22 protein-coding genes are annotated in these 25677 nt (G+C 54.9%); 5 read left to right on the top strand and 17 right to left on the bottom strand.

Going from position 1 to position 25677, the window contains the following annotated elements:
* From HZS79_RS04440 to HZS79_RS04460, 5 genes are all read right to left on the bottom strand, one after another.
* A complete protein-coding gene (locus HZS79_RS04440; RefSeq protein WP_179927153.1) occupies positions 1-1959 on the bottom strand; it encodes a bifunctional 5-dehydro-2-deoxygluconokinase/5-dehydro-2-deoxyphosphogluconate aldolase in 1959 nt (652 codons plus the stop codon).
* A 99-nt stretch (positions 1960-2058) separates the two neighbouring features.
* Positions 2059-2856, bottom strand: coding sequence for a TIM barrel protein (locus HZS79_RS04445; RefSeq protein WP_162217046.1), 798 nt, complete (start codon positions 2854-2856; stop codon positions 2059-2061).
* Between the two features lie 9 nt (positions 2857-2865).
* Positions 2866-3756, bottom strand: coding sequence for an ATP-binding cassette domain-containing protein (locus HZS79_RS04450; protein WP_179927154.1), 891 nt, complete (start codon positions 3754-3756; stop codon positions 2866-2868).
* 1 nt (position 3757) lies between these two features.
* Complete coding sequence (locus HZS79_RS04455; protein WP_162217044.1) at positions 3758-4888, bottom strand: ABC transporter permease; 1131 nt, start codon at positions 4886-4888, stop codon at positions 3758-3760.
* 54 nt (positions 4889-4942) lie between these two features.
* Entirely contained in the window at positions 4943-5893 is a 951-nt protein-coding gene (locus HZS79_RS04460; protein ID WP_162217043.1) for a sugar ABC transporter substrate-binding protein, read from the bottom strand.
* Between the two features lie 238 nt (positions 5894-6131).
* Between HZS79_RS04460 and HZS79_RS04465 the strand changes: the two genes are divergently transcribed.
* The 4 genes from HZS79_RS04465 (at position 6132) to HZS79_RS04480 (ending at position 9751) form a co-directional block, all read left to right on the top strand.
* A complete protein-coding gene (locus HZS79_RS04465; protein WP_162217042.1) occupies positions 6132-6965 on the top strand; it encodes a MurR/RpiR family transcriptional regulator in 834 nt (277 codons plus the stop codon).
* Between the two features lie 43 nt (positions 6966-7008).
* Positions 7009-8004, top strand: a complete 996-nt coding sequence (gene iolG / locus HZS79_RS04470) for an inositol 2-dehydrogenase (protein WP_162217041.1) — start codon at positions 7009-7011, stop codon at positions 8002-8004.
* A gap of 86 nt (positions 8005-8090) precedes the next feature.
* Positions 8091-8894 carry a 5-deoxy-glucuronate isomerase gene (gene iolB, locus HZS79_RS04475; protein ID WP_162217040.1) on the top strand — a complete coding sequence of 268 codons (804 nt, stop codon included), beginning with the start codon at positions 8091-8093 and terminating at the stop codon, positions 8892-8894.
* A 77-nt stretch (positions 8895-8971) separates the two neighbouring features.
* Positions 8972-9751, top strand: a complete 780-nt coding sequence (locus HZS79_RS04480) for a sulfite exporter TauE/SafE family protein (protein WP_371829563.1) — start codon at positions 8972-8974, stop codon at positions 9749-9751.
* A 4-nt stretch (positions 9752-9755) separates the two neighbouring features.
* Here HZS79_RS04480 and HZS79_RS04485 read toward each other — a convergent pair whose 3' ends face one another.
* From HZS79_RS04485 to HZS79_RS04525, 9 genes are all read right to left on the bottom strand, one after another.
* Complete coding sequence (locus tag HZS79_RS04485) at positions 9756-10649, bottom strand: EamA family transporter (RefSeq protein ID WP_162217039.1); 894 nt, start codon at positions 10647-10649, stop codon at positions 9756-9758.
* Positions 10646-11464, bottom strand: coding sequence for a phosphonoacetaldehyde hydrolase (gene phnX, locus HZS79_RS04490; RefSeq protein ID WP_179927155.1), 819 nt, complete (start codon positions 11462-11464; stop codon positions 10646-10648). Before phnX ends, HZS79_RS04485 begins: the two co-directional genes overlap by 4 nt.
* Positions 11464-12600: a 2-aminoethylphosphonate--pyruvate transaminase gene (locus HZS79_RS04495; protein ID WP_162217037.1), complete on the bottom strand. Its 1137-nt coding sequence runs from the start codon at positions 12598-12600 to the stop codon at positions 11464-11466. Before HZS79_RS04495 ends, phnX begins: the two co-directional genes overlap by 1 nt.
* Before the next feature lie 49 nt (positions 12601-12649).
* Entirely contained in the window at positions 12650-14356 is a 1707-nt protein-coding gene (locus HZS79_RS04500) for a putative 2-aminoethylphosphonate ABC transporter permease subunit (protein ID WP_179927156.1), read from the bottom strand.
* On the bottom strand, positions 14353-15480 hold the full coding sequence (locus HZS79_RS04505) for a putative 2-aminoethylphosphonate ABC transporter ATP-binding protein (RefSeq protein ID WP_179927157.1): 1128 nt from the start codon (positions 15478-15480) through the stop codon (positions 14353-14355). Before HZS79_RS04505 ends, HZS79_RS04500 begins: the two co-directional genes overlap by 4 nt.
* A 44-nt stretch (positions 15481-15524) precedes the next feature.
* A complete protein-coding gene (locus tag HZS79_RS04510; RefSeq protein ID WP_179927158.1) occupies positions 15525-16562 on the bottom strand; it encodes a putative 2-aminoethylphosphonate ABC transporter substrate-binding protein in 1038 nt (345 codons plus the stop codon).
* 119 nt (positions 16563-16681) lie between these two features.
* On the bottom strand, positions 16682-17392 hold the full coding sequence (locus tag HZS79_RS04515) for a UTRA domain-containing protein (protein ID WP_162217033.1): 711 nt from the start codon (positions 17390-17392) through the stop codon (positions 16682-16684).
* Positions 17385-18119, bottom strand: coding sequence for an HAD family hydrolase (locus tag HZS79_RS04520; RefSeq protein ID WP_162217032.1), 735 nt, complete (start codon positions 18117-18119; stop codon positions 17385-17387). The genes HZS79_RS04515 and HZS79_RS04520 overlap by 8 nt, the downstream gene beginning before the upstream one ends.
* Before the next feature lie 117 nt (positions 18120-18236).
* Positions 18237-20936 (bottom strand): EAL domain-containing protein, encoded by a 2700-nt coding sequence (locus tag HZS79_RS04525; RefSeq protein WP_179927159.1) that lies wholly within the window; start codon positions 20934-20936, stop codon positions 18237-18239.
* A 201-nt stretch (positions 20937-21137) separates the two neighbouring features.
* Here HZS79_RS04525 and HZS79_RS04530 point away from each other — a divergent pair, with 201 nt between their 5' ends.
* Positions 21138-22670 carry a GGDEF domain-containing protein gene (locus tag HZS79_RS04530; protein ID WP_179927160.1) on the top strand — a complete coding sequence of 511 codons (1533 nt, stop codon included), beginning with the start codon at positions 21138-21140 and terminating at the stop codon, positions 22668-22670.
* 16 nt (positions 22671-22686) lie between these two features.
* On the opposite strand, the gene HZS79_RS04535 is transcribed toward HZS79_RS04530, so the two are convergent.
* The 3 genes from HZS79_RS04535 to HZS79_RS04545 all read right to left on the bottom strand — a co-directional run bounded on the left by HZS79_RS04535 (position 22687) and on the right by HZS79_RS04545 (position 25647).
* On the bottom strand, positions 22687-23991 hold the full coding sequence (locus HZS79_RS04535; RefSeq protein WP_179927161.1) for a TRAP transporter large permease subunit: 1305 nt from the start codon (positions 23989-23991) through the stop codon (positions 22687-22689).
* Between the two features lie 23 nt (positions 23992-24014).
* Entirely contained in the window at positions 24015-24578 is a 564-nt protein-coding gene (locus HZS79_RS04540; protein WP_179927162.1) for a TRAP transporter small permease, read from the bottom strand.
* A gap of 79 nt (positions 24579-24657) precedes the next feature.
* Positions 24658-25647, bottom strand: a complete 990-nt coding sequence (locus HZS79_RS04545; RefSeq protein WP_162217027.1) for a TRAP transporter substrate-binding protein — start codon at positions 25645-25647, stop codon at positions 24658-24660.
* Positions 25648-25677: the final 30 nt, after the last annotated feature.

The raw sequence follows: 25677 nt of genomic DNA on the forward strand, positions 1-25677 counted from the left end.
TTACGCCTCCTCCTTGTGAGACAGCGTTTGCGGCTGAGCCTGCCTTAACTGCCGCCATGCCGTTATCAGCTCGGCATAGTTCTGGGCGACCCTCTCTACCAAGCCGACATCATCGATACGCCCAGCCAGCCAATCGCGACTAGCGCTGGCAAATAGCGTGCGCCCAACGGTGAAGCCTTTACAGCACGGGTGGCTGGCCGCTGCTTCAAAACCACGTTTCATATCGTCCATAGGGGCGTCTAGCCCGAGCAGTACGACCCCACGGCAGTAGGTATCTTCCCGCTCAATGGTCTCGCCCACCGCATTCCAGGCTGCATCTGACATGGCAGGTAGTTTCCACCAGTCTGGGCGAATGCCCAGGTTGTAGAGCCGCTGCAGGCTGCGCGGCAAGGTGGTGTCGTCATTGGGCATGTCGGCGGGGGGAATGACTTCAATCAGCAGCTCCAGCCCATAAGCACAGGCCGCCTGGTAGAGCTGGCGCAGCCGCTCCTCCTGCTCTAAGCGCAGTGAGACTTCATCGTCAGGGTGGTAGAACACCAGACATTTAATGATCTGTTCTCTAGGCCAGTTGCGCAGGCAGGCACCTAAATCATCGCCATGCTGAAAGCGCAGTGGTCTTGAGCCAGGAAGCTCCACCGGGCGACCAATCCACCAGCCTTTTCCACTGGCTTGATTGAGTGCGTCTTGACCTAGCACATCATCGACAAGAACCGCAGGGGTAGTAATACCGCCGAGCTTTGCACCCTCTTCAGCGGCGGTGACCAAGAGTTTTTTGAGTGCTGGTAGCCGCGCGCTATCAGCATGCTCTTCGCGTGCCATATCGGTGAGCTGGCGGCGGTGGTCAAATGCCAGCCCCAGCACTTCGGGCCACTGAACGGGCACCCGGGTAGTGACCCGGTGCAAGTGATTTAGACGCTGATCGATATCCGGGCGGGGTACCTCATCGCGGCGTTTCAGGTAATCGAACAACTCGTCTTCGGTGGGCATGGCTGGGGCACAGCCGTGGCGGGAGACCACCAGCGCGCCACAGGCGTTGGCGTAACCAGCGCAGGTTTGCCAGGGTTCATTGCGTAGCCAGCCACGTAGCAGCCCACTCATAAAGGCATCTCCGGCGCCCAGCACATTGAGCACCTCAACCTGAACACCCTTGACCAAAATACCGTCTTCAATACATTCAGGAATCGGGCCTTCAAACACCACGCAGCCCATGGGCCCCAGCTTGCATACCAGGGTGGCTTTGCTAACTGCACGCACCGCGCGCAGGGCCGCTAAGGTATCCGTGCTGCCGCCGGCAATATGAAACTCCTCTTCGGTACCTACAATCAGATCAAAATCCGCCAGCCAGCGCTTCAGGTCGGTGGTTACTTTGTCATCGGCGATAAAGCGAGTTTCACCATCGCCGGGGTTGGTCAGCCCCCACAGCACGGGACGGTAATCGATATCCAGCACCCGTTTCACGCCATAATGAGCGGCGGCATCCAGCGCTTTGCGGCACGCCCTGCGGGTGGTATCGGTAGAAAGATGGGTGCCGGTAATTGCTAGCGCTTTTGCTCGGGCGATAAACTCAGGGTCGATTGCGTCGTCGTCGATGGCCATATCGGCACAGTCGCGCCGGTAAAACAGCAGTGGGAAACTCTCGCGATCTTTTAACGCCAGCAGCACCAGGCCAGTATGGCGTTCAGCGTCGGTTTGTAGCGCGCTGGTATCTACTCCAACCCGCGCTAATTCTTCACGCACAAAATTGCCCATCTGTTCATCGCCTACCCGCGAGAGCATGGCGGACTTCAAGCCCAAGCGCGCGGTGCCGTAGGCCACATTACCTGAGCTTCCACCGAGGTATTTAGCAAAGCTTGATACGTCCTCTAAACGACTGCCAATCTGCTCGGCGTAGAGGTCAACCGCCACGCGCCCCAGGCAGATCAGGTCAAGCGGTCGGTGTTGACTATTGTTATTCAGCATAAATGTCTCCCCACGTCACGAATTCGTGGTACTAGTCACAAAATGGCACTGGCATAAAAGCGTCTGGGGTGGCAATCGATAAGGCTGATCAACCGTGGCTTAAAGTGAGAAGGCAGCACGGAACCGGTCGAGCGCGAGGTCGTCGTCGCCAGAGGCCCAGCCTTCCAGCCCTACGGTGCCGCGATAGCCCATATCATTGAGCGCTTTGGCAATGGCCGGATAGTTAATCTCGCCGGTTCCCGGTTCGCAGCGCCCCGGCACATCAGCCACCTGCACTTCACCAATGTACGGCCCGCAGCGGCGAATTAATTCGATCAGATTACCTTCGCCAATTTGGGCGTGGTAAACGTCCAACATAATGCGCAAGCTAGGCCGATCGACACTTTCCACCAGCGCTAGAACATCTTCCAGGCGCGCAAACGGCACGCCTGGGTGGTCAACCTCGGTATTAAGGTTTTCAAGCACAAAGGTGACTCCGTGCGGCTCGCCAAGATCCGCCAGCCGATTGAGTGTGTCGCGGGCTTTTAACCACATCGCGCCGGTCATCTGTTGGCAAGGTTTGACGGGGAGACCTTCGCCATCCAACCCCGTGCCGTGCAGGTTAAGACGTGGAATACCCAGCCGTTTGGCCACCTCAATCGACTCTGCGGCGGTGCGTAGCAGTTCATCTGCCCCGGCTGCATCCGCCAGGGTGCCGGTGACATAGCCGGTCATGGATGAAAACGTCGCCCCGCTATTGGCCAGTGCGTCGATGTCATGCTTAGTCCAGTCCCAGATTTCGACTTGAAAACCCAGCTCAGAAATGCGCTTAATTCGTTCCAACACGGGTAAATCACGGAAAATCATTTCAGCGCAGACGGCCAGCGTAAACGGGGATGATGGAGTAGGTTGATTCATCATGGTTCCTTAATAGCCGCTCGCCGTTCGCGATGAAGGGGGTTCAGTGCTGCTTGTTTCATCCGCAGGCTGGGTGTCTTGTGCGGCTAAGCTGGCCTTCTTGGCTTTATCGTCACGCTGAAATTCCGCAAGCTCCGCATCCAGGCTTTCAAGCTCAGCACCACCCGCCATCATATTGAGTACTTCTTCGCGGCTGACTTCTTCTTTGCGGAAGGAGCCTAAACTGCCGCCGCGTGACAATAGGGTAAACGCATCAGCCACTGGGTAAGCATGGTGGACATTGTGGGTAATAAAGATGACCGCAAGCCCATCCGCGCGGGCTTTGGCGATGTAGCGCAGTACGACGGAGGCCTGCTTGACCCCAAGCGCGGAGGTGGGCTCATCAAGAATCAGCACCTTGGCACCAAAATAGACGGCACGGGCAATCGCCACACACTGGCGCTCTCCTCCAGAAAGCGTACCCACCGGCTGGCTGGGATCGCGCACATCAATACCGATTTTAGCCATTTCTTCTTTGGCAACTCGGTCGGCATACTTCCAATCAATCCGCTTTAAAGGCCCCCAGCCCACCGTCGGCTCGCGCCCCATAAAAAAGTTACGGGTAATCGACATCAACGGCACCATGGCAAGATCCTGGAACACAGTGGCGATACCAGCATCCAGTGCGTAAGCAGGGGACTTGAAACGGGCGGGTTTGCCATCCAGTAGCATCTCGCCATGGGTGGGTTGATGAACCCCGGAAAGGGTTTTGATTAGCGTCGACTTGCCTGCGCCATTATCTCCCAGCAGGCACATTACCTCTCCGGAATAGACCTGCATCGAGATATCGCTTAAGGCGATGACGCTGCCGAAGTGCTTGCTGACACTGCGCATTTCAATCATTGGCGTACGAGTGGTCATGTTATTTGGCCTCCATCGCCTTCTTGCGCATATAATTGTTAAACAGCACGGCCACCAGCAACATCACGCCCAGGAAGACCTGGAACCAGTCGGTGTTAACACCGGTGTAGAAGATACCCATTTGCACCATGCCGAAGATCAGCGCGCCCAGCGCTGCGCCGATGGCAGAGCCATAGCCCCCTGTAAGTAAAGCGCCACCAATCACCACCGCAATAATGGCTTCCAGCTCTTTTAACATGCCGCGAATGGTATCTGCCGAGCCAGTATCCATTACCTGAATGCAGGCAAAAATGGTGGCGGAGAAGGCCGTGAACATAAACAGTGAGATCTTGACGCGATGGACAGGCACACCTGAGTTGCGCGCAGCGTTAGCATCGCCGCCGCTGGCGAAAATCCAATTGCCGTAAGGCGTGCAAAGCAGCACCCAGGTCGCCAAGGCGGTTAAACCCAGCCACCAGACGATAGAGACCGGAATGCCCGAAACCACGGGGTTGCCCGCAAAGTTGGTCGCCATCCAGCCATTGGCTGCCATCCAGGTAAACAGGCCTGTGGCCACCTCGCCGGAAAATAGCGCCGCGAACCAGTCACCGGGAATATGCGCCTGAACGCCACCCACTTGAGTTCTACCCGTTAACAATCGGCTAACGCCAATCGCCAGGCCACGCAAAATAAACAGAAATCCCAGGGTGACAATAAATGACGGCAACCCCGTTTTATTGACCAGATTACCGTTAATCCAGCCCACCAGGCCTGCACAGGCAAACGCCAATAAAATAGCGGCCCATAGCGGCCAGCCATACTCCACCGCAGGGATAGCAATCAGAATGCCCGCCAAGCCAATCATCGAACCAATCGAGAGATCAAACTCACCGCCGATCATTAGCAACGCAGCCGCCGTGGCGATAATGCCAAGCTGAGCGGCGACTTCGAGGAAATTAATAATACCCGCTGGGGTAAACATCCCAGTGCCGCTGGAAGCGACTATAAAGAAAGAAAGCACCAACACCGCACCTGCCAGCGCCCCCAGCTCAGGGCGATTCAGCGCTCTCTTCCAGAAAGAGACTCTCTGGATACGCTCATCTTGAGGAACTGTTACTGGCGTAACCGGTTGTTTCGATTCAGTGGAACTCATGGCGATCGACTCCCAAGGCTCGACGCTGCCGAGCCTTTCCAAATTAGGTAGTTATCAACGGATGCCCTGGCTACTCAGCTCAATGACCTGGGCAGCATTTTCCTGAGTGACAAACCCTGGGCCGGTGGCAACATCCCCTGCGGGTAGCAGACCGTTCTTAACGAACTGATCTAGAAACATAACGGGCAAGTAGCCCTGCATGTACTGCTGTTGGTCGATCGCAAAGTCCAACTCTCCCGCATCCAGCGCTTCTAGAATGCCAGGGGAGAGATCGAAGGTACCTAGAGTGAAGCTATCGGTAGCACCTTGCTCACGCATGGCACGAACCATCGGATCAGCGGCCAATGCACCCAAGGTCAATACACCGCTCACATCACTGTTCTGATTCAAGTACGCCACGATGGCATTGCGAATGGCGGTAGGGTCATACGTGGTCGCCAATTGATCGGCATTTCCGTCAAAGCCATCAACAAAACCATCACAGCGCTGATCAAGGCCCTGATTTCCCTGTTCATGATTAACGCAAACGCCTTTCTCAACGCCCATTTCCTGCATGCGTTCGGCGGCCTGCCTACCCGCTTCGTACTCACTCTGCCCAACGTGCAGCCGGGCACCATAATTTCGCGCGACGTCACCACCAGAGTTAATGGTGATCACGGGGATGCCGTTGTCGACCGCGTTTTGAACAACGCCGCCCAAAGCGTTTTCATCGGTAAATGAAAGGATCAAACCATCCGGGTTTGACGCCACCGCCGCTTCCACGAGTTGCTGCATCATGGCCATATCAAAGGTAGAAGGCGCGCGATACTCCAAGCGCGCCCCGACTGTTTCAGCAGCCGCTTCCGCGCCGTTTTTTACTACTGACCAGAAAGGGTCAGAGGGAACACCGTGGGTCACCATGACGAAACGGCTCGCTTCTTGTTCTGGTTCCTGCGCTTGTGCGGCACCCGCCATTAATGCCGTGGTGGCGGCAGAGGCTAGAAGCCATTGAGATAGACGTGCCATAAATAATTCCTCATAACGTTATCGTTGTTGGTAGGGAAGTGGCATTAAATGCCCTGGCGTTATGGAATATAGATTCCAAACAGCAAAACTAGCAAATTATTTATTCTGTACTTTGGTATAAATGGAATATTTATTCCAATCAACTAGACTGCCTAACAACCAGCCACATTGCTCAGCGCTACTGCCCAGGCGTACATGAGTAAATGAGTGGTACATCAGTTAACGCGAAGGAATTTGTATGCCACAGCCACCACAAAGCTACCGCGAGCTGGAAACGCTGATCACCGCCGAGTACGCCACGCTAAGCAAACGCTTACAGCAAACCGCGCGTTTTGTGCTTGATCACCCCCAGGAGGTTGCCCTGGCCACCGTGGCCAAAATTGCCGAGCAGGCGGATGTCACCCCATCCACCCTAATTCGATTGGCCAACAGTTTAGGCTTTAAGGGCTTTTCCGAAATGCAGCAGCTGTTTCGCAGCCGCCTGGTTGATGAGTTGCCTAACTACACCGAGCGGATTCGCGCGGTACGCAGCGCCACTGGGGAAACACCGGATAGCACCCAGTTGTTATGGGAGTTCGCCGATGCCAATCGCGCTGTTTTGGAGCAGCTTCCCAGCCGTATCGATCCAGAGAGCCTGGAGAAGGCGCTGGATATTTTTGAAAAGGCTCATGCGATTCATGTAATGGGCGCAAGACGAAGTTTCATGGTAGCGAGCTACATGACCTATGCCCTGGCGCATGTGGATAAGCCTGCGCTGCTGGTCAATGGTTTGGGCGGGATGTACGGCGAGCAGCTGCGCGCCATGAGCCAACACGACGCCCTGCTAACGATTAGCTTTTCTCCCTATGCCGAAGAGAGCCAAAAAGCCTGCGAAGACGCCCATCAGCGCGGTCTACCTAGTGTGGTGATTACCGATTCGAACCTTAGCCCGCTGGCTCGTTTCGCGGATGTCGTCTTCGTGGTCAACGAAGCCGAAGTAAAAAGTTTCCGTAGTTTGACTGCGTCGCTCTGCTTGACCCAAACCTTGGCGATTGCCCTGGGCGTGCGGCAAGACAAAAAGCGCAAGGCCTAAACAACCAAAGCAAACCAACAGCAAAAACAAAACAGGAGAGCTTATGAAACTCGCGCTTATCGGCGCTGGACGCATCGGCAAGGTGCATGCCCAGGCCATTTATTCACATCCAAACGTTACGCTGGTTGCCGTGGCTGATTTTCATCAGCCTGCCGCAGAAGCCCTGGCCGCGCAGTACGCTAGCCGAGCAGCCTCCGTAGATGAAATATTCGCGGATGACTCCATTGACGCCGTACTGATTGCTTCAAGCACGCCCACTCACGCGGAGTATCTTGAAAGGGCTGCCCGCGCGGGTAAGGCAGTTCTGTGCGAAAAACCCATCGCCCTGGATCTAGCCCGCACTCGCGATGCCCTTCAAGTACTTAGCGAACACCCGGTGACCTGCGCGTTAGGCTTTAACCGCCGCCACGATCCTCAGTTTGCAGCATTGAAAAAAGCGATTACCGAAGGGCGTATTGGCGCACTTGAAACGCTGACGATTATTAGCCGCGACCCCTCTCCCCCGCCTGCCGAGTACGTGGCTGAGTCCGGCGGTCTGTTCCGCGACATGATGATTCATGATCTTGATATGGCTCGCTGGTTGCTTGATGAGCCTATTGAAAGTGTTTTTGCCGTCGGCAGTAGCATCATTGACCCAGCCATTGGTGAAGCAGGTGATGTGGATACCGCCATGGTCACCCTTACCACCGCCAGTGGAAAGCTGTGCCAAATCAGCAACTCACGGCGCGCCTGCTACGGCTACGATCAGCGTATCGAAGCCTTTGGCAGCCAAGGCATGCTGCAAGCCCAGAACGAGAGCGATACCCGGCTGCGTTTTACTGGTGAAGCAGGCCAAGTGGAAGACAAACCCAAGTGGTTTTTCTTAGAGCGGTACGCCCAAGCCTACCAGCTTGAAATTGGCGACTTTGTCGCCGCATGGAAAGAGAAACGTGCGCCACTTGCGAGTGCCCAGGATGGCCTAGAGGCGTTGCGCTTAGCCGATGCAGCGGAGCATTCATTGCGGGAAGGTCGCAAAATTCTGCTCGACGCCTCGGTCTAAACAGACGCAGACAGGTCTGTGTAGACCTTTCATATCGTAAACGACTAGCTGCCAACCGAGCAGCTAGCCATCAGAAGGAGCGATATATGGCTTCACTACTGGTACGCCCCACCGCCCCAGATGCCCAAGGCACCGTGATTGACGTTACCCCTGAATCGGCTGGCTGGACGCACGTTGGCTTTCGGGTACATAAACTCGCCAAGGGCCAGCGCCTGGAGGCCTGCAGCGATAACCAGGAAGTCTGCCTGGTGCTGCTCACCGGGCGGGCCACAGTGACCTGCGGCGAGCACCGCTTTGAAGACATCGGCAAGCGCATGGATATCTTTGAGCAGATCCCTCCCTACGCGGTTTATCTGCCTGACCATGTTAGCTACGCGGTGGAAGCGACCACGGACTTAGAGCTAGCGGTGTGCGCTGCCCCGGGGCATGGCAATCACGCCCCAAGGCTGATCGCACCGGACAGCATCAAGCAGAGCACCCGTGGCCAGGGCACCAACACCCGCCACGTACACGATATTCTGCCGGAAACCGAACCCGCCGATAGCCTGCTGGTCGTCGAAGTATTCACACCCGCGGGCAACTGGTCGAGCTACCCGCCGCATAAACACGATGTGGATAACTTACCCCATGAGTCGCTGCTGGAGGAAACTTACTACCACCGGATTAACCCTGAACAAGGCTTCGCCTTTCAGCGCGTTTACACCGATGACCGAAGCCTTGATGAAACGATGGCGGTGGAAAACGGCTGCTGTGTCTTGGTGCCCAAAGGCTACCATCCTGTGGGCGCATCCCATGGCTACTCGCTCTACTACTTAAATGTGATGGCAGGGCCCCAGCGAGCGTGGAAATTCCATAATGATCCCGACCACGAGTGGCTAATGAACGCTTAATAGCAAGGCTATTCGCCCGCTAACGTTTATCTAATGCTATGATTTGCAGCCCCGCGAACGCGGGGCTTTTTTATTGCATGACTCTTTTCAAGCCATCGTATCCAGAGGCTCCAATGCTCCCCGACTACTCCGTGATCGCTTGGGTGTTAATCGTCTTTTCCGTTTATCTAACGGGCGTTTCAAAGGGTGGCTTTGCCGGTGGCTTCGGTACGCTCTCGGTGCCACTGATGGCACTGGCGATTAGCCCCACCCAAGCAGCGGGCCTGCTGCTGCCGCTTTTGCTAGTGATGGACGTATTTGCAGTGAAAGCGTGGCGGGGTAAGCAGTCAAACGCCGAAGTTTGGCGCTTTGTGCCGGGGCTGATTATTGGTGTCACGGTCGGCACCCTGCTGTTTGGAAGCCTAAGCGATGAAGGCGTGCGCCTGGTGCTCGGCATTATTTCAGTCGCGTTTGCCGCCTATATGCTGCTGAAACCGGTCGCTAAAAAGCCGATCTCCACCCGCTGGGCGCTGCCAGCCGCCAGTGTTTGCGGGTTTACCAGTTTTATTGCCCACGCGGGTGCACCGCCCATGAACATGTATTTGATGCCGCGACAGCTCAGCAAAGAAACGTTTATTGCGACCTGCACAATCGTCTATGCGATTGTTAACGTGATCAAACTCGGCCCGTATATGTGGCTTGGTGAGGTCAACATGACCAGCGCTTGGGCATCACTGCTGCTGGTGCCGGTAGCCTGGATTGGTGTGCGCAACGGCCTGTGGTTACAAAGCCGCGTCAATGAAAAGCTGTTCTACCGCTTAGTCATCTTTGCCATGTTCGTGGTGGGCTTAAACTTGATTTGGCAGGCTGCAAGCTAATCGCCTACAACGCCACCATCACTAGCCCTACCAACATTACTGACGTGCCCAGGGCTTTTGCTGTAGAAGCGGGTTCTTTGAGCCACAGCACCCCCATCAACACACCAACCGGGATTGACAGCTGGCGCAGCGCCACGATGTAACTCACTTCGTCTGTAAGCGCCAGGGCTATTAGCACTAAGCCATAAGTACAGGTCATCATCAGCCCGGTAACAACCAGAATAGTCGACCCCTGCTGACGGATGGCGGGCAGCCGACGACGCTCCCCAGGTAGCAGCGCCAGCAGCGGAATCGCCCAGGTCAACGTCATCACTGCCTGTAGCACCATAAACACCACGCCTGCGGTTAAACTGCTATGGCCTGCTATCTGCATCAATGCCAGTGCCTGCTTATCTATCAGCGAATACCCCACGGTGCCTGCGGCTGCCAACAGTGCAAACCCCATGGCTGGCGTTAAATAGGTGGCTAACCTGCGCGCCTCTGGGTGGCTGAGCGGCAGGCAGAGCGCTCCGGCCACCACTAGCGCCATGCCAAGACCATCCCACACACCCAACACGCGGCTGCCTAACAGCGCAATGGATACTAGCGGTACAAGCACCACCGGCAGCGCCCGTGCGATGGGGTAAAGCACGCTGACTTCCCCACGCGCATAAGCCCAAGCTAAGCCCCCCATATAGAGCATTTGACACAATCCAGACAGCGCCAGCCAGCCCCAAAATACGTTGGGTAGCGCGCCCAGTGATGGGCCCAACCATAGCAATGGGAGAAGCACCGCCCCACCCGCGCCGTAGGCCAAGGCAAAAAAAGCCAACGACGGTGCGTTGCGCTTACCCAGCACGTTCCATGCCGCATGCATAAACACCGAAAACAGCACTAACCCTAGGGCGGCTGGACTCAAGGCCGCTCTCCCCGCTGTAAACGGGCATTAATGGCATCAACAACACTGGGCAGTTCGGCGATAGTGGCGATGCTGTAATGCGGTTTTGAAGGGGCAAATTGAGCGGCCACTCGCTCATGGGCAGCACGCCGCTCGCTATCACTCAGCACTTGATATTGGTCATAACTAAGCCCCAGGGCATTACCAGAACAGGTGAGTGCGACCGTCCACATTCCAGCACCGCGCCCTTCTAGAATGCCAGGTGTTGTGTCATCTACTTTGATGCAGGCAGCTACATCGCTGAGGCCTAACGAAATCACATTGGCCAGCGCCTGGGCGGGGTGCGGTCGGCCATTGGGCACATCATCGGTGGCCACCACATGATCCACCTGCAGGCCATTATCGGCGGCTAGCGCCACAACGCTTGCCATCACCACTGCTGGATAACCGGAGCATGAACCGATCTTCAACCCCTGCTCTCGCAGCCAGGTTAGCGTCTCAAGTGCACCAGGAATCACCGCCGAGTGATCGGCAATTTTGGCAATCTGCAGCGGCATAAAACGCTCATAAAGTGCCGTTACATCGGCATCTGTCGGCGCATGGCCGACCGTCTGGTGGAAACGCTCGGCAACCGCAGGCTGATCGCACAACGTGCGAATATGATCCCACTTGCCCATGCCCATGGGGCCGCGGGCTTCTTCTAGGCTGATCGCCACGCCCAGTTCGGCAAAGGCTTCAACAAATATCTGGGTCGGCGCAAAAGAACCAAAGTCGACCAGTGTTCCTGCCCAGTCACAAATAACAGCTTGCAAGCGCTGCGGGGATTGATACTGCATTAGGCACTCCGTGGGTCAGCAGTTAGGGAAACGTCCATGTCTGCTAGGGCTTCTCGGATGGCACTTAGCAGCAGTGCAATTACCGTGATGCCTAGCTGACCAATGCAACCGATGCGAAAGCTTTCTACCTCGGTCAACTTGCCTGGGTAGATCAAAAAACCACGCATCTTCAGGGCGGCGTAAAAGGTGTCAAACTCAAACGCAGGGTCGGTAGGGCTTAAAAAGGTGGTGATGATGGGCGATAACCATTCATCTTCTAAAAGCGTACTGAAGCCTAACGCCCGCATGCCTTTTACCAGCGCATCTCGGTTACGGGTATAGCGCGCACAGCGCCCTGGCACACCGCCCTCTTCTCGGTGCTGGACAAGCGCGGCTTGAAAGGCCACTACGGTGTGCGTGGGCGGGGTAAAGCGCCACTGGCCGGTGCGCTCCATATAGTCCCACTGGGCGTGTAAATCCAGGCTCAGCGAGTGGGCACGCCCCTTACCTGCAGCAAGCAGCGTTTGGCGAATGATCACAAAACCAAAACCCGGCACGCCCTCGATGCACTTATTGGCAGATGAAATCAGTACATCAATAGGCGTTTTTGCCAGACTGATCGGTATACCCCCAAACGAGCTCATGGCGTCCACTATCAGCGTTTTTCCGTGAGCACTCACCACCTCAGCGATAACGTCAAGCGGGTTTAAAATGCCGGAACTGGTTTCACAGTGAACCAGAAACACCGCGGTAATTTCAGAATCTTGCCGTAGCAATGCCGCTACTTCTTGGGGCTGCGGCGGTAAGTAGTCGCCTTTATCCAGCGTCACATAGCGGCGGCCCATCATATCGAGCAGCTGAGCAGCCCGCTTGCCGTAAGCACCGTTCATTAACACCAGTACTTTTCCGCTGGGGTCGGTGGCGCAGGCAAGCGCACTTTCAACGGCGAAGGTGCCGCTGCCCTGCATGGGCACGCAGGCATACTCGTCGCTTGCCGCTTCGGCCATGGCAAGCAGTTGAGTACGAATATCAGCCGTTACGCTATTAAAATCGTCATCCCAGGAGCCCCAGTCGCGCAACATGGTCGCTTTGGTCGCGTGAGAGGTGGTCAGTGGCCCCGGGGTTAATAGATAAGGCTCTTTGATTTGTTCAATCATTTTGGTCTACACCAGATTTTCAAACACTTCAGCAGACACGGCGGGATGTCTAGCCCGCTTGGCGCCACCGCTGGGCGTTATTTAACAGAACGTGGGTAAGTGCAGAGTGGAGTAGTTTAACCACCAGCGACGTCAGGAAAATCAGCACGGCCATGGCTGCAGCGCTGGAAAAGTAGCCCGCCTCGTCCAGATGCAGCACCGCTACCGAAGCAAGCCGCGTATCGCTGTTATAGAGGAACACCACTGCAGAGACTGTCGTCATTGCGTTGACGAACAGGTAGACCGAAATATCCAGCACGGCGGGCAGTGACACCGGCAGCGTCACGCGGCTAAAAGTGGTCCAAAACGGCACTTTTAGCGAGGCTCCTACCGCTTCAAACTCAGGATCCAGCTGTTTCAGCGCAGTGACAGAGGTGAGGTGGCACACCGTATAGAAGTGTACTAGCGTGTTCAGCACCAGAATTGCCATGGTGCCGTACAGCCAGTTAAGAGGGTTACCTGCCTGGTTGAAAAAAAAGATATAAGCCAGCCCCAGCACCATGCCCGGCACCGCCATGGGCAGCATGGCCATAAAGTGCAGCCCCTGGCGCAGCGGGCGGTAGCCTTCGCTCTTTTCAATAAGCCAGGCGTTAAAGAAGATCACCAACGTACCTATCAGTGCCACGCTGAAGGCCAATTTAAGCGAGTTAAACCACGCACCCCAGCCACCGCCGCCTAAGCCTTGAAAGGTATAGTGCTGCAGCGTAAACGACAGGTTATAGGGCCAGAACTGTATCAGCGAGGCATACACCGCCGTGCCGATCACCAGCAAGATGATGCCCGCGACGGTGTAGCACAGCAGCGCAAAGGTCCAGTCTCGTAGTGGACTAGGCGTTGGCTGCCACGGCACTGCACGGGCTGAAAGCTGAGCCACTTGGCGCCGCTGTATCCAGCGATCAACAATAAACGAGAGCACCGCCGGCAGCAGCAGGATAACGCTGACCACCGCACCCATTTGAAAATTCTGCTGGCCCACCACCTGGCGATACACATCAGTGGCGAGAACGCTGAACTGACCGCCAATAATTTTCGGCACGCCAAAGTCGGTAATTGCCAGGGTAAACACCACGAACAGGCAGGAAATAAGCCCGTAGCGCACACCGGGCAGTGTAATAGTCAGGAAGGTGCGCCACTTCGGTGTGCCCAATGCTTCTGCTGCTTCATAAAGCCGTGCATCGCTATTGGTCAACGCGGTGGTCAGCAACATTAGTGCATGGGGAAAAATCCAAAAACTCATGCCCATCACAATGCCGATCGGCCCATAAATTGAATGGCCTGCCAGCACATCGCGCAGAAACCCCTGATTGCCAAATAGATAAACCAAACTAATTGCGGGCAGCAGCGACGGCGCCAAAATGGGCAAAATTGCCAGCATACGAAATAGCCGCTTGCCCGGCATACAGGTGCGGGTAATGCCATAAGCGCATACAAACGCCAGGCTCACCACGGTGACGGTGGCCATCAATGCCACGCTCAACGAGTTGGCGATGGAATTAACCAGCGCTGGCGTTTGAAAATAGCGAATGAAGTTGGCAAGACCAATAAAGTCGCCGCTACGATCCTGAACGCTTTTCACCAGCATCGCGAACAACGGAAACAGCAACCCCACCACCAGCAACGCCATACCCGCGAGCAGTACTAACAAACGGATTAGCGCCTCTGGGGAGACGGCCGCGTCACGCCTTAGCAAAGACTTTGACAACAAACTAGCAGTCATAGGTGATCACTCCCTACGGGGTAAAGGCGCGCAGCCTCAGCGGGTATGTGAATACCCAGTGTCTGCCCTACGTACAGGCTGAGGGAGGTGCTGTCGCGGCTTGGCACGTCGGCCAGCAGCGTCTGATCAGCGCCCGTTAAGCGCAGCGTTACCCGTTGGAAAGCCCCCAAAAACTCAATATCGATTACTTCACCCGATAGCCCCTGTTGTTGCTGCGTTAACGCAATGGCTTCTGGGCGCACCGCTAACCGTGCAGTTTCCCCCAATGGCATGTTGTGATGGGGTTGGCAGGTTAAAGGCTTTGCCGCTAGTGTCACCTGATCAGCGCTATTTACCGTTACATCCAAGAAATTCATGGTGCCAATAAATGAGGCCACGAAAGCGCTGGCAGGCTGGTGGTAAATCTCGGCGGGCGTGCCTACCTGTTCTATTACCCCATGGTTCATCACCACGATGCGGTCAGCCATAGTAAGCGCTTCTTCCTGGTCGTGAGTCACCATAATGGTGGTCACACCCAGGCGCGCCTGGAGAGCTTTAATCTGACTGCGAAGATGGCCCCGAACGCGGGCATCCAGCGCCGATAGGGGCTCATCTAGCAGCAGCAAACCTGGCTCAGTGGCCAGCGCCCTTGCCAGGGCAACGCGCTGCTGCTGGCCGCCGGAAAGCGCTGCGGGGTACTTGTGTTCGCTGCCGCTAAGATTTACCAAGGCGAGAAGTTCCGTAACCCGATAGTTGATGCGCGCCCGGTCAGCTCGTCGGTTACGCAGCCCGTAGGCCACGTTATTAAACACCGTCAGGTTGGGAAACAAGGCATAAGACTGAAACACAATGCCGAAGTCCCGCGCTTGGGGTGGCAGCGTGGAAACGTCTATGCCGCGCTGAATAAGCTTGCCCGACGTTTGCTGGGAAAGCCCTGCGATGGTTCGTAGTAGCGTGGTTTTGCCGCAGCCGGAGGGCCCCAAAAAGCAGACAAACTCACCCTCGTTAATCGTTAAGGAAATGATGTCTAACGCGGTAAAGCTACCGAATTTCTTGGTCACCGCTTCAATGTGTAGATGAGGCGTAATAGGGGTCATCACCGTAGGCGAGTCAGCCGCCAGCAGCGAAGTCATGGTGGTTTGCATAACATCTCCAAGCCCCGGCCTAAGCCGGGGCAACTGATCGCGACTTACTGTTCGGTTTTACCATCGTAGCGACGCTGCCACTCGGCCAGCACGCGCTCACGGTTAACCGCCGCCCACTGGAAGTCGGCGTCAATCATGCGATCGGTAATATCGGAGGGGTAATTCTCGATTGGCTGTGCCACGCCTGGGTAAGCCACCACGGCATAGCCTTCGTTATAAAGCTCGTTGGCTTCGCGGGATACGATCCAATCCATCAGCGTTTGTGCGGCGTCGAGTTTATCCGTGCCTTCCACAATCCCAGCGGCTTCCATGTCCCAACCCAGGCCCTCTTCGGGGAAGACAACTTCAATAGGCGCTCCCTGAGACTTCAAGCGTGCGCCGCGGAAAGCAAACGATACGCCGACAACCGCTTCACCGGTGGCCGCTAGGCTGCAAGGGGCAGAGCCCGAATGGGTGTAACGGGAAATGTTGTTATGCAGGCGATCCATGTAATCCCAACCCTGCTCTTCGCCCCACAATTGCAGCCAGCTGGCCACATCCAGGTAGCCGGTTCCGGACGAATTGGGGTTAGGCATAATCACGTGGCCTTGAAATTCTGGCTGGGTCAAATCTTCCCAAGAGGTCGGCATCGGCACGCCCTGGCGCTCGCCCTCAATGGTGTTGTAGCAAATAGCGGCTACCCAGGCATCCATACCTACCCATGCAGGGTCTTCACCACTCTGATAGGCCACATCGACAAATTTTGGATCGAGGTTTTCAACGCCTGCGGGTGCGTAGCGCTCTAACAATCCTTCTTCTTCCAGCAGCAGCAAGCTAGTAGCCGCCAATCCCCAAATCACGTCTGCCTGAGGATTATTTTTTTCAGCCAGCAAGCGTGCTGTAATAACACCCGTAGAATCACGCACCCAGTTAATGGTGGTATCTGGGTGGGCAGCGTTAAAGCGCTCGGCATATTTTTGCAGGTCATCTGACTCAACAGCGGTGTACACCGTTAATTCAGTGGCCTGCGCATGTGAGGAAAGCGCCGCGGCAACAGCGCCCGCTAACAGAGTAGTTTGAAACAAACGGCGTGGCATCAACATGGTGGTCTTCCTGTCAGTTGGTATAGACCAGAAGTTTGCCGCTGTTAAATGACAGCGCGATGACGCTTGTTTGACCGATTTTTTAAGTTGTGATGTCCGTTCTTACCGCCGTGTTTGCGCTACTGCTGACCAGCAAGATCAACGCTGATGCAAAGTGAGTCGTGTAGCCAGTGCTCCTCATCAAACTCAATGGGCCTCTGCTGGTCGTCAAAAATGGCGCGGCAAATATTAAGGCCCGCGGTGCCTGGGGCAACAAATAACTCTTCGGCATCCACTGGTGATAACGCTTCAGACACCATGCGAATAGAGCGATTCGCCAAGTGATGGCCCCAACGCCCACGCAAAAGTCCCCACAGCGATTGGTCGGTGTACATCTCTAAAAGCTCCGGAGCACGTTCCGGCACCACCCAGAGTGATTCCACCAATACCGCGCGGTCATCCACATAGCGACGGCGGCGAATATGATGAAATGGCTGATCATCCGGCAGCCCAAGCACACGGGCTGCGGATAAGTGCGGGCAGGTTTCCAGCTTTAGCACCGCCGTTCTCGGCTGTCGCCCCTGAGCGCGAACGTAGTCGTTAAAGCCAGCGTCTCGGGTCGGGTCGTACACCAAACGGGCCGGCGAGATAAACCAGCCTCGCCGATTGCTACGATGGATCAGCCCCTCGCCTTCTAGTTGCGCCAACGCTTGTCGCAGGGTGACACGGGTGGTAGCGAAGCGTTCTGCTAACGCTCGCTCGGCTGGAAGTTTGCCTGCCCACTGCATGGCGTGTTCGTCGATCAAATAGCGAAGCTGTTCGGTTAACTGTAAATAGTAAGCATCAGGCATGCACCGACGTTCCTGGCAAAGCATTGGGCGATGAAGCGCCTGAAGGCGCCGCTGTTCGCCAGTCTAAGCGCCGCCATCCTTCAACGCTAGCCACCTCAGCGAGCACCGGGTCGGGATTAACGGCCACCGGACAGTCGACATACTGCAGCAGAGGGATGTCGTTGCGGGAATCGGAGTAAAAGGTAGTGTGGCTGGGGGTGATGCGCTGCTCAACCAACCACTGCTGAAAGCGGAGTACTTTGCCGCCTCGATAGGAAAGCACACCTTTGCTGTGGCCAGTGTAATAGCCTGCCTCTTCATCGTGGCCTTTTTCTACGCCTAGCTCCACCGCTAGCACGTGTTCAATGCCTAACGTGGCGGCAATCGGCGCGACTAAGTGGCTCGATGAAGCGGAAATTAACACCAGGGTATCGCCTGCCTGACGGTGTGCTTCCAGGCAGCGCCAGGCTTGATCAAAAATACGCGGCTGCAAATGGGTCGCAACAAAACGCTCAACTTCTTTCTGAACATCGCTAACCCGTCGACCCCGCAGAGGCGCCAAGGTCAGTGCCAAGTACTCTTCGAGCTTTAGCTTGCCCGCATGATAGGCCAGCTGCATTTGATCCGCACGTGACATGAAGGCTTCAGAATCGCTGATCCACCCCTGCTCTATCATCCATAAATTCCAGCGGTCACTGCAGTCTCCATCCAGGAGGGTGTCATCGAGGTCAAACAGAGCAAGGCGCATGTGGCACTCCTTTTTCGCGAAGTAGGCGGCGGGTAGGTTATGCCAACGGTGATGACAAGACGATGACGTCATGACGGATAAGGTCAGTTGCCGACTCATTGTTGCTGATAAAGCGGGTTATGGTGTCAACCACATGGCTGCAAACTCATCGGCAGGTAGTGGGCGACCAAACCAGTAACCCTGCGCTTCGCTACAGCCCATTTTTGCAAGCAAATCAGCCTGGGCCGGGTTTTCCACCCCTTCTGCAAGGGTTTTCATTTCCAGTGTATTGGCCATCGCAATAATGGTTTGCACGATCGCTCGGTCGTGGTGGTTATCAAGCATGTCACGCACAAAAGAAATGTCTATTTTCAACGCGTCCGCAGCGAAGCGCCGCAAATAAGAGAGTGATGAGTAGCCCGTACCGAAGTCATCAATAAACAGGGCGTAGCCTGCTTTACGCATGGACCGCGTAATCATGACCGCTTGATCAGGGTCGCGCATAAAATCGCTTTCGGTAAGTTCTAACGCAATGGCGCATGACGGTACGCAGGCAGTTAATTTAGCCACATGTGCCGTTAGCTGAGGGTCAGCAAACTGCTGGGCGGAAATATTAATTGATAGCCTTCCTGGCAGCGGCGTATTACTCGCCTGCCAAACGCTTAGCTGGCTTGCCGCTTCTTCTAGCACCCAATCCCCCAGCAGGCGGATCAAGCCACGCTCTTCCGCCAGAGGAATAAACTCACCAGGGCTTACCCATCCCCACTCTGAATCGTACCAACGGCACAGCGCCTCAGCCCCTGTGAGCGTTTTATCTTTAAGGCTAAACTGAGGCTGAAAGTAGAGCTCCAGGCGGCGCTCAAGAACGGCCTGATGCAGGCGTTCAGTCATCCACTGTCGGCGCTCTAATGCATGCCGCATCGTCTGCGTATAGGGACATACGCTATTGTCACGTCGTTTTGCGTGGTGGAGGGCAATGCTGGCCGCGTTAAACAGCTCGCCAGCGTCCGACACATCACTTGGATAGCTGGCAACGCCAATGCTGACATCGAGATTAAAAACACGATGGTCAAGCTGGATGGGGCGTTTGATTAGCTCGCATAGCTGCAGCATTACGTCTTGAAGATAGTCATCCTCAACACTGGGCAGCAGTATCGTAAACTCATCACCGGAAAGACGCGCAACGGCACTCTTTGGCAAATTAGCTTGCTGCAATCGCTTTGCCACGGTGGCTAATAACTGATCCCCCACTTGGTGGCCATGTAGGTCGTTAACTTCTTTAAAGCGTCTGATATCTAACAACAATAGCGACAGTGAATCGTCTTGGGTCGCCGCGTCTCTCCCCATGCTCGCTAATAATTCAATAAAGCGCGCGCGATTAGGCAAGCCTGTTGTTCCATCGGTATAAGCGAGACGGTGCATATGCCGGTGGTCACGGCGACGCTCTAACTCGGTTGCAGCACCCGTGGAGAGAATCTGAAGCACTGACGTTGCGAATGCGTTGGTGGTGAGTGGCGCCTGATAAAACACCATCATCACACCAATAGCGTCGCCGTTGGCATTATCCAACCGTCTGCCTATCCATGCCTGAGTACTGAACGAGGTGCCCGGCAACGTAAACGTCTGGCCACTTTTCACCACGCTCTCGCCTTCAAGCACGACCTTCTCAGCGGGCGTCCCACAGAGCATAAATGTTTGATTGCCAAGCAGCTTACCACCCGCCACCAGACTAACAGTGTGCGCTGTTGTCGCTGTTAACAGAGTGCTTTTATGAGCCGCTCCACTTGAGCGAGGAGGAACAGGTTGATCCAGTAACGCGATAAACCCTGCACCTGCTTCTAGCAAGGTGGCCAGCGTTGCGATCAGCTGGTGAAAATAGTCGTCACCTACTCGTGACGTCACGGTGGATGCGACTTGCACGACCGCATCTTGCACACGCTGTGATTCCTGCTGATCGGTCACATCCGAGATAAAGCCTTCAAGGTAAGCAACATGCCCCGCGCTCCCCATGACTGCTTGGCCTTGCTCCCACACCCAGCGACAACTGCCATCACGATGGTGCAACCTATAAACCGCTCGGTAGGGCTCACGCTGTTGAATGGCTTTTTGCACCATTAGGTATAACCGTTCCTGATCCGCTTCATGAATCAAGGAAGCGAAGCTTTGTACTCGGTTATCCAGCAACTCATCGGGATAGTAGCCAGTCAGCGCCTCGACACCTTGGCTAACTAACTGCATCGTCCAGTGACGATCATTGAGACGCCGATATGCCATGCCCGGCAGGTGGTTCAGTAGTGTGTTTAAACGACGCTCACTCTCTCGTGCCACTTTTTCACTGCGACGAAGTGCTTGCTCAGCTTGGCTGCGGCTTAGCTCTGCGCTAGCTTGAGCGGCGACAATACGCAAAATCTCGCTTTCAAGGCCATCAAGTTGCATCGGCTGGTTACTAAGCACCGCCAAAAGACCAATAGCTGAACCATCAGCTGAAAACAGTGGTAGTCCCATGTAACTCTCTGCACCTAGTTGGCAGAGCAGCTCATCTTCGGGAAAGCGCGCCTGGACATCGCAGGAATATAAGCAAGGTTCTCGTCCAATAACAGTTTCGCAAGGCGTACCGGCAAGCGGATAAGAAACATTGGTCTGATGGCCGCCATCTGTCCAAACTGCCAACGTTGTGGCCATATTAGACTCGGTGACAACGGCTATTAACGCATGATCCACTCCCAGCAGGGAAGCCAGTTGCTCGACAAGCGTTGAGTAAAATTCAGGAGTGCCGCTTCGTCCCAATCCTTCCGCCAACTGGCGAAAGATCTCTGCCGCTTCGTTTCTGGTGTGCATTGGCGCACTCGCTTTTGTCATTCTAGAGCAGCTGGTCACTTACGCAATTTCAACAATTACAGCGGGCTATAGCATAAACAGCTATTTTATTGATTTACAATGCCCAAACATGACACTGCCTACGTGCGGGCTCTATGATAGATCACTTAGTACATAACTTGGTGGCTGCTCGCTACGCTGGACAGCACGTTAGGAGACAATATGATGGGCCTTTCAGCAAAAGATGAGACGCTGTATGCCTCGCTCACCGGTGAGCTTCCAAGCTTACTGAGCAAGGTGCTTTTGCACTCTTCACATCTGCCCTCACTGCCTGCTGTAGCGCTACAGGTCCTGGAAGTGGCACGCTCTCCCAATGCGTCCCTCAGTGACTATGCCAGTGCCATTGAGCATGACCCTGGGTTAACTGCGCGCCTCATTGCGGTCGCCAATAGTGTGCACAACCTTCGTTCTGCACATCCCGCACAAACCAGCCTTGAGGCAACACAGCGCCTAGGGCTTGATGCAACGCTTGCCACAGTGCTTAGCTTCACGCTATTTCCTGGCCCTCATGCCGAGAAGGCGGCTCTCCAAACGTGGCAGCGTGCGGTGATTGCTGCCGTTGTGGCAAGCCAATTGGCGCACCAACTATGTCCAACCCAGGCGGGTAGTACATTCACACTTGCCCTGCTGCAAGACATCGGCATTTTGGCGTTCCTATCCGCCTACCCTGACGAAGCCGAATTACTTTACGCCGATCATCAACTCCCTCATGCGCAGCTCACACATGCCGAACACGACCGCTTTGGAAGTGACCATACGCATGTCGGCGCATGGCTGGCAGCTAAGTGGGGGCTGCCAGACAACATGGTGCACGCTATTTATCAAAGTCATGACGGCTTTTTCACCGACGATATGGCAACACTCTGTCTGCGCCTCTCAGGCCCAATGGCGGATGCTTGGCTTAGCCCTGAGCCCAGCACCGCATTGGCGCTATTACTCAAACAATTGGCGGCCCTAGACACCATCCCCATACAGGCTATTGAAGCGCTTTTTTATCAACTGTCTCAGCAGCTTGAATTACTAACTGACATTCTGGAGCTAACGCTACCCGTGCGTGTCGATAGCCGTACACTGCTCGCAGATGCTCAACAGCTGCTTTATCAACATGCGCTAGCGCTGACAGCAAGATTAGACTCTCAGCAACAACAGTTAAGCGCATTACAACGGCATAACACCGCATTAGAAGAGCGCAGTCGCATTGACCCACTCACCCAACTGGCCAATCGAGCTTGGTTAGAGGAACAACTCCGGGAGCGTTTTGCACTTTGCAACGAGCACGGCCGTACCATGTCAGTTGTATTTATTGATTTAGACCATTTTAAAGTGCTGAACGACCAATACGGGCACCAGACAGGCGATGTCATTTTAGAGAGCTTTGGTAAAACGCTAGCGTCATTAATTCGAACAGGTGACTTGGCTGGGCGATATGGCGGCGAAGAATTTTTAATTATCCTGCCAGATGAAACGGCGCAAACTGCCCAGCATTTAGCCGAGCGTATTGCACAGCGCTTACATGAGCAGCCGATAATAGACGTCGGCCAGGAGGCGATCTACATCACGGCCTCCATGGGGATTGCATGCTTAAGCGACGGGGACTTTCGTGACGAGCGAGAGCTTATCGATGCGGCCGACCAAAGCATGTATTCCATTAAACGCTCTGGCCGACGCGGCATCTCTGTCTATGGTCGTGACTGATGACCCGTTTCAATCATCACCGGTTCATCGACTGAGGGAGGTGCAAGGCGATTTCAGGGAACATATGCATTAACGCAATCGCTAACATCATCAGTAGAAAAAAAGGTAACGTGGCTTTGGTGATAGTGACGATATCTTTACCCGTCAGCCCTTGAATAACGAACAGATTAAAGCCGACAGGAGGCGTAATCTGAGACATCTCAACCACAATAACTAAGTAGATGCCGAACCAGATCAGATCAAACCCAGCAGCACTCACCACCGGCATGATAATCGCCGTGACGAGCAGAATGAGCGAGATGCCATCCAGAAAGCAGCCCATAATCAGTAGCAGCAACGTTAAGGCTACCAGTAGCATCGTGGGCGATAGCCCCATCTCACCAATCGTTCGCGCCAGCTGCATCGGCACTTGAGTAAAGCCCATCGCCGAGGTAAGAAATGACGCACCTGCGATAATGAAAGCAATCATGCAAGCAGTACGCACCGCCGCAAACAGCGAGCTGGCAAAAATCTGACGATTAAAACTGCCGTTGCAGCGAGCAATAACCATGGACAACACAACCCCCACTGCCGCCGCTTCGGTGGGCGATGCCAGTCCGCCATAAATCGATACGATAATACCGCCAATAAGCAGCAGAATAGGCACTAGGGCCCAGGTATTACGCAGCTTTTCAACAAAACTCATGCCAGACTCATCAGCACCGGTCAGACCAGCGCGATTGCCCTTCAACAGCGCCCATAGCACCAGATACGTCATAAACATCGCCAGGATCATCAGGCCAGGCCCAATGCCTGCCATAAACAGACGTGTAATGGACTGCTCGGTAACCACACCGTAGACAATCAGTACGATGGAAGGTGGAATCAGTAGCCCCAGCGTCGATGCGCTGGCCAAGGTGCCAATCGCCATATTGCTGTCATAGCCGCGCCGTTCAAGCTCCGGCAGTGTCATCTTGCCCACCGTGGCACAGGTAGCAGCAGACGAGCCACAAACAGCGGCAAACATGCCACTGCCAATAATATTGGTATGCAACAGGCGGCCCGGCAGGCGGTTTAACCAGGGTGACAAACCACGAAACATATTGTCGGCCAGACCCGAGCGAAACAGAATCTCTCCCATCCAGATAAACATCGGTAACGCCGTTAGATCCCAGCCATAGCTAGCCCCCCAGAAATCAGACGCTAAAATAGGGCCCGGCGAAAAGGGACTAAAAAATTCCAACGCAATCCACGCCGTCCCGATCAGCGCAAACGCAATCCACACCCCGCTGCCTAACAGCAACACCAGGGTAAAAATAGTCGCTAAACTTAGTAGTAGCACGGCGAGTCTCCAGAGTAGTCGGCTTAGTGCATTTCGCTATCGTCAGTCGCGGTGGCCTCACGAAAACTCGCAGGGTCGCGGGCAGCGATACGCAGTGCCATCAACAGCGCTTCAGCCAAGGCTAAGCACAGCAGTCCTACGCTGGTGGCTAACACGGTTTGAGGGATCCACAGGGGAATGGACAGAAAACCTGAAGAGACATCGTTGTATTGCAAACTCTCTCTGGCTAACTCAATCAGGCCATAGCCAAGTAGCAGACTAATCGCCAATGCAACGATCAACCCAAAAACTTCAAACCAGACCCTAATGACCGATGGGAGGCGCGAAATAAGCAGTGTCACGCGGATGTGGGCATGGTGTACAAAGGTGTAGGCAAGGCCAAGAAACGTCGCGCCCACTAATAAATAGGACGCCATTTCTGAAACGCCGGTGATACTCAAACCAAGCCGACCCAGCCCCACAAGCACAAGTAGTGCATCTACTAACCGAAACGTCACCTGCAGCGCGATAAGCGCACAAATAGCCACCATGCACGCCGCCGCCCCCCAGGCACCGAGGCGATAGAGTTTGTCGAATTTAAACGTCATGTTCACAGTCTCATTGAGCGCGTGAATCGGCAGGGCGACCACAAAAGCCGCCCCTTAAGTCAGCCTTAGTTAGTAACCTTTAGCGATCACGCTGTTCACGATAATCTTCTAAGGCTTGTTTTGCGTCGTCGTCCGCTCGGGACTCCCAATCAGCAAACAGCTCATCGCCTGCCGCTTGCAGCGCTGCAACAATCGCGTCATTGGGCTCGGAAACCGTTATACCATTGTCAATCAGCGCCGCCGTGCTTGTGTCGTTATTATCACGACTCATCTGCCAGCCGCGCTCTTCAGCCCTCGCAGCAGCCTCCATCAAGGCGTCTTGCGTCGATTCATCTAAACGATCAAAGCTACGCTGGCTAATAAAGACGATGTTTTTAGGCAGCCAAAGATTGGCATCGGTGTAATCGGTAACATAGTCCCAGGCGGCCATGGAGTTGCCCGTCGCACTCGAGGTGATCATGGCATCCACGCGGCCAGTACTAAATGCGGTAGGAATATCTGACTCTTCGGTTTCTGTTGGGCTGCCTCCCAAGTTGTTCACAAACCGCTGGGTATTAATGTTCGGGGCGCGTACACGTAAACCTTCAAACTGATTCGGATCGGTTAACGGTTCAGCGGTGTAAATACCCTGGGCAGGCCAGGCCACGGCATACAGAGGGATGAGCCCTTCGTAAGCAAAGAGCTCGGTAATCATGGGCTTGGTCGCTTCCCATAGGGCATAGGCATCTTCGTAACTGCCTGCAACGCCTGGCAACGTGTCTACTTCAAAAATCGGATCATCATTCGAAAGTACCGACAAGAACACTTCACCTGCATCGATGGTGCCGCGGCGTACCGAGGGTTTAATTTCACCATGAGAGACCAGTGAACCCCCACTGTGCACCGTAATGGTCAAATCACCATTGGTGGCCTCAGCCACATCTTCAGCAAACTGCTTATTATTTTGGGTATGAAAGCTCGCATCGCCATACGGCGTCGCCATGGTCCATTGAGCTGCATGAGCGGTCGCAGCGACGGCAAGACTACAAGCGGTAACGAGCAATAATGGCGTTGCTATATGTTTACGCATGGGGGACGTCCTCTTATTCGTATTAATGGA

The sequence above is a fragment of the Vreelandella zhaodongensis genome, assembly GCF_013415115.1.
GTDB classification, from domain to species: Bacteria; Pseudomonadota; Gammaproteobacteria; order Pseudomonadales; family Halomonadaceae; genus Vreelandella; species Vreelandella zhaodongensis.

What these genes read in the sequence shown, in the direction of transcription:
- HZS79_RS04465 (WP_162217042.1), top strand. Translation starts at nt 6,132, where the DNA reads ATGCCACAGCCACCACAAAGCTACCGCGAGCTGGAAACGCTGATCACC.
- iolG (WP_162217041.1), top strand. Translation starts at nt 7,009, where the DNA reads ATGAAACTCGCGCTTATCGGCGCTGGACGCATCGGCAAGGTGCATGCC.
- HZS79_RS04440 (WP_179927153.1), bottom strand. Translation starts at nt 1,959, where the DNA reads ATGCTGAATAACAATAGTCAACACCGACCGCTTGACCTGATCTGCCTG.
- HZS79_RS04530 (WP_179927160.1), top strand. Translation starts at nt 21,138, where the DNA reads ATGATGGGCCTTTCAGCAAAAGATGAGACGCTGTATGCCTCGCTCACC.
- phnX (WP_179927155.1), bottom strand. Translation starts at nt 11,464, where the DNA reads ATGCAGTATCAATCCCCGCAGCGCTTGCAAGCTGTTATTTGTGACTGG.
- HZS79_RS04450 (WP_179927154.1), bottom strand. Translation starts at nt 3,756, where the DNA reads ATGACCACTCGTACGCCAATGATTGAAATGCGCAGTGTCAGCAAGCAC.
- HZS79_RS04520 (WP_162217032.1), bottom strand. Translation starts at nt 18,119, where the DNA reads ATGCGCCTTGCTCTGTTTGACCTCGATGACACCCTCCTGGATGGAGAC.
- HZS79_RS04455 (WP_162217044.1), bottom strand. Translation starts at nt 4,888, where the DNA reads ATGAGTTCCACTGAATCGAAACAACCGGTTACGCCAGTAACAGTTCCT.
- HZS79_RS04525 (WP_179927159.1), bottom strand. Translation starts at nt 20,936, where the DNA reads ATGCACACCAGAAACGAAGCGGCAGAGATCTTTCGCCAGTTGGCGGAA.
- HZS79_RS04500 (WP_179927156.1), bottom strand. Translation starts at nt 14,356, where the DNA reads ATGACTGCTAGTTTGTTGTCAAAGTCTTTGCTAAGGCGTGACGCGGCC.
- HZS79_RS04480 (WP_371829563.1), top strand. Translation starts at nt 8,972, where the DNA reads ATGACTCTTTTCAAGCCATCGTATCCAGAGGCTCCAATGCTCCCCGAC.
- HZS79_RS04445 (WP_162217046.1), bottom strand. Translation starts at nt 2,856, where the DNA reads ATGAATCAACCTACTCCATCATCCCCGTTTACGCTGGCCGTCTGCGCT.
- HZS79_RS04505 (WP_179927157.1), bottom strand. Translation starts at nt 15,480, where the DNA reads ATGCAAACCACCATGACTTCGCTGCTGGCGGCTGACTCGCCTACGGTG.
- HZS79_RS04515 (WP_162217033.1), bottom strand. Translation starts at nt 17,392, where the DNA reads ATGCCTGATGCTTACTATTTACAGTTAACCGAACAGCTTCGCTATTTG.
- HZS79_RS04460 (WP_162217043.1), bottom strand. Translation starts at nt 5,893, where the DNA reads ATGGCACGTCTATCTCAATGGCTTCTAGCCTCTGCCGCCACCACGGCA.
- iolB (WP_162217040.1), top strand. Translation starts at nt 8,091, where the DNA reads ATGGCTTCACTACTGGTACGCCCCACCGCCCCAGATGCCCAAGGCACC.
- HZS79_RS04510 (WP_179927158.1), bottom strand. Translation starts at nt 16,562, where the DNA reads ATGTTGATGCCACGCCGTTTGTTTCAAACTACTCTGTTAGCGGGCGCT.
- HZS79_RS04545 (WP_162217027.1), bottom strand. Translation starts at nt 25,647, where the DNA reads ATGCGTAAACATATAGCAACGCCATTATTGCTCGTTACCGCTTGTAGT.
- HZS79_RS04495 (WP_162217037.1), bottom strand. Translation starts at nt 12,600, where the DNA reads ATGATTGAACAAATCAAAGAGCCTTATCTATTAACCCCGGGGCCACTG.
- HZS79_RS04540 (WP_179927162.1), bottom strand. Translation starts at nt 24,578, where the DNA reads ATGACGTTTAAATTCGACAAACTCTATCGCCTCGGTGCCTGGGGGGCG.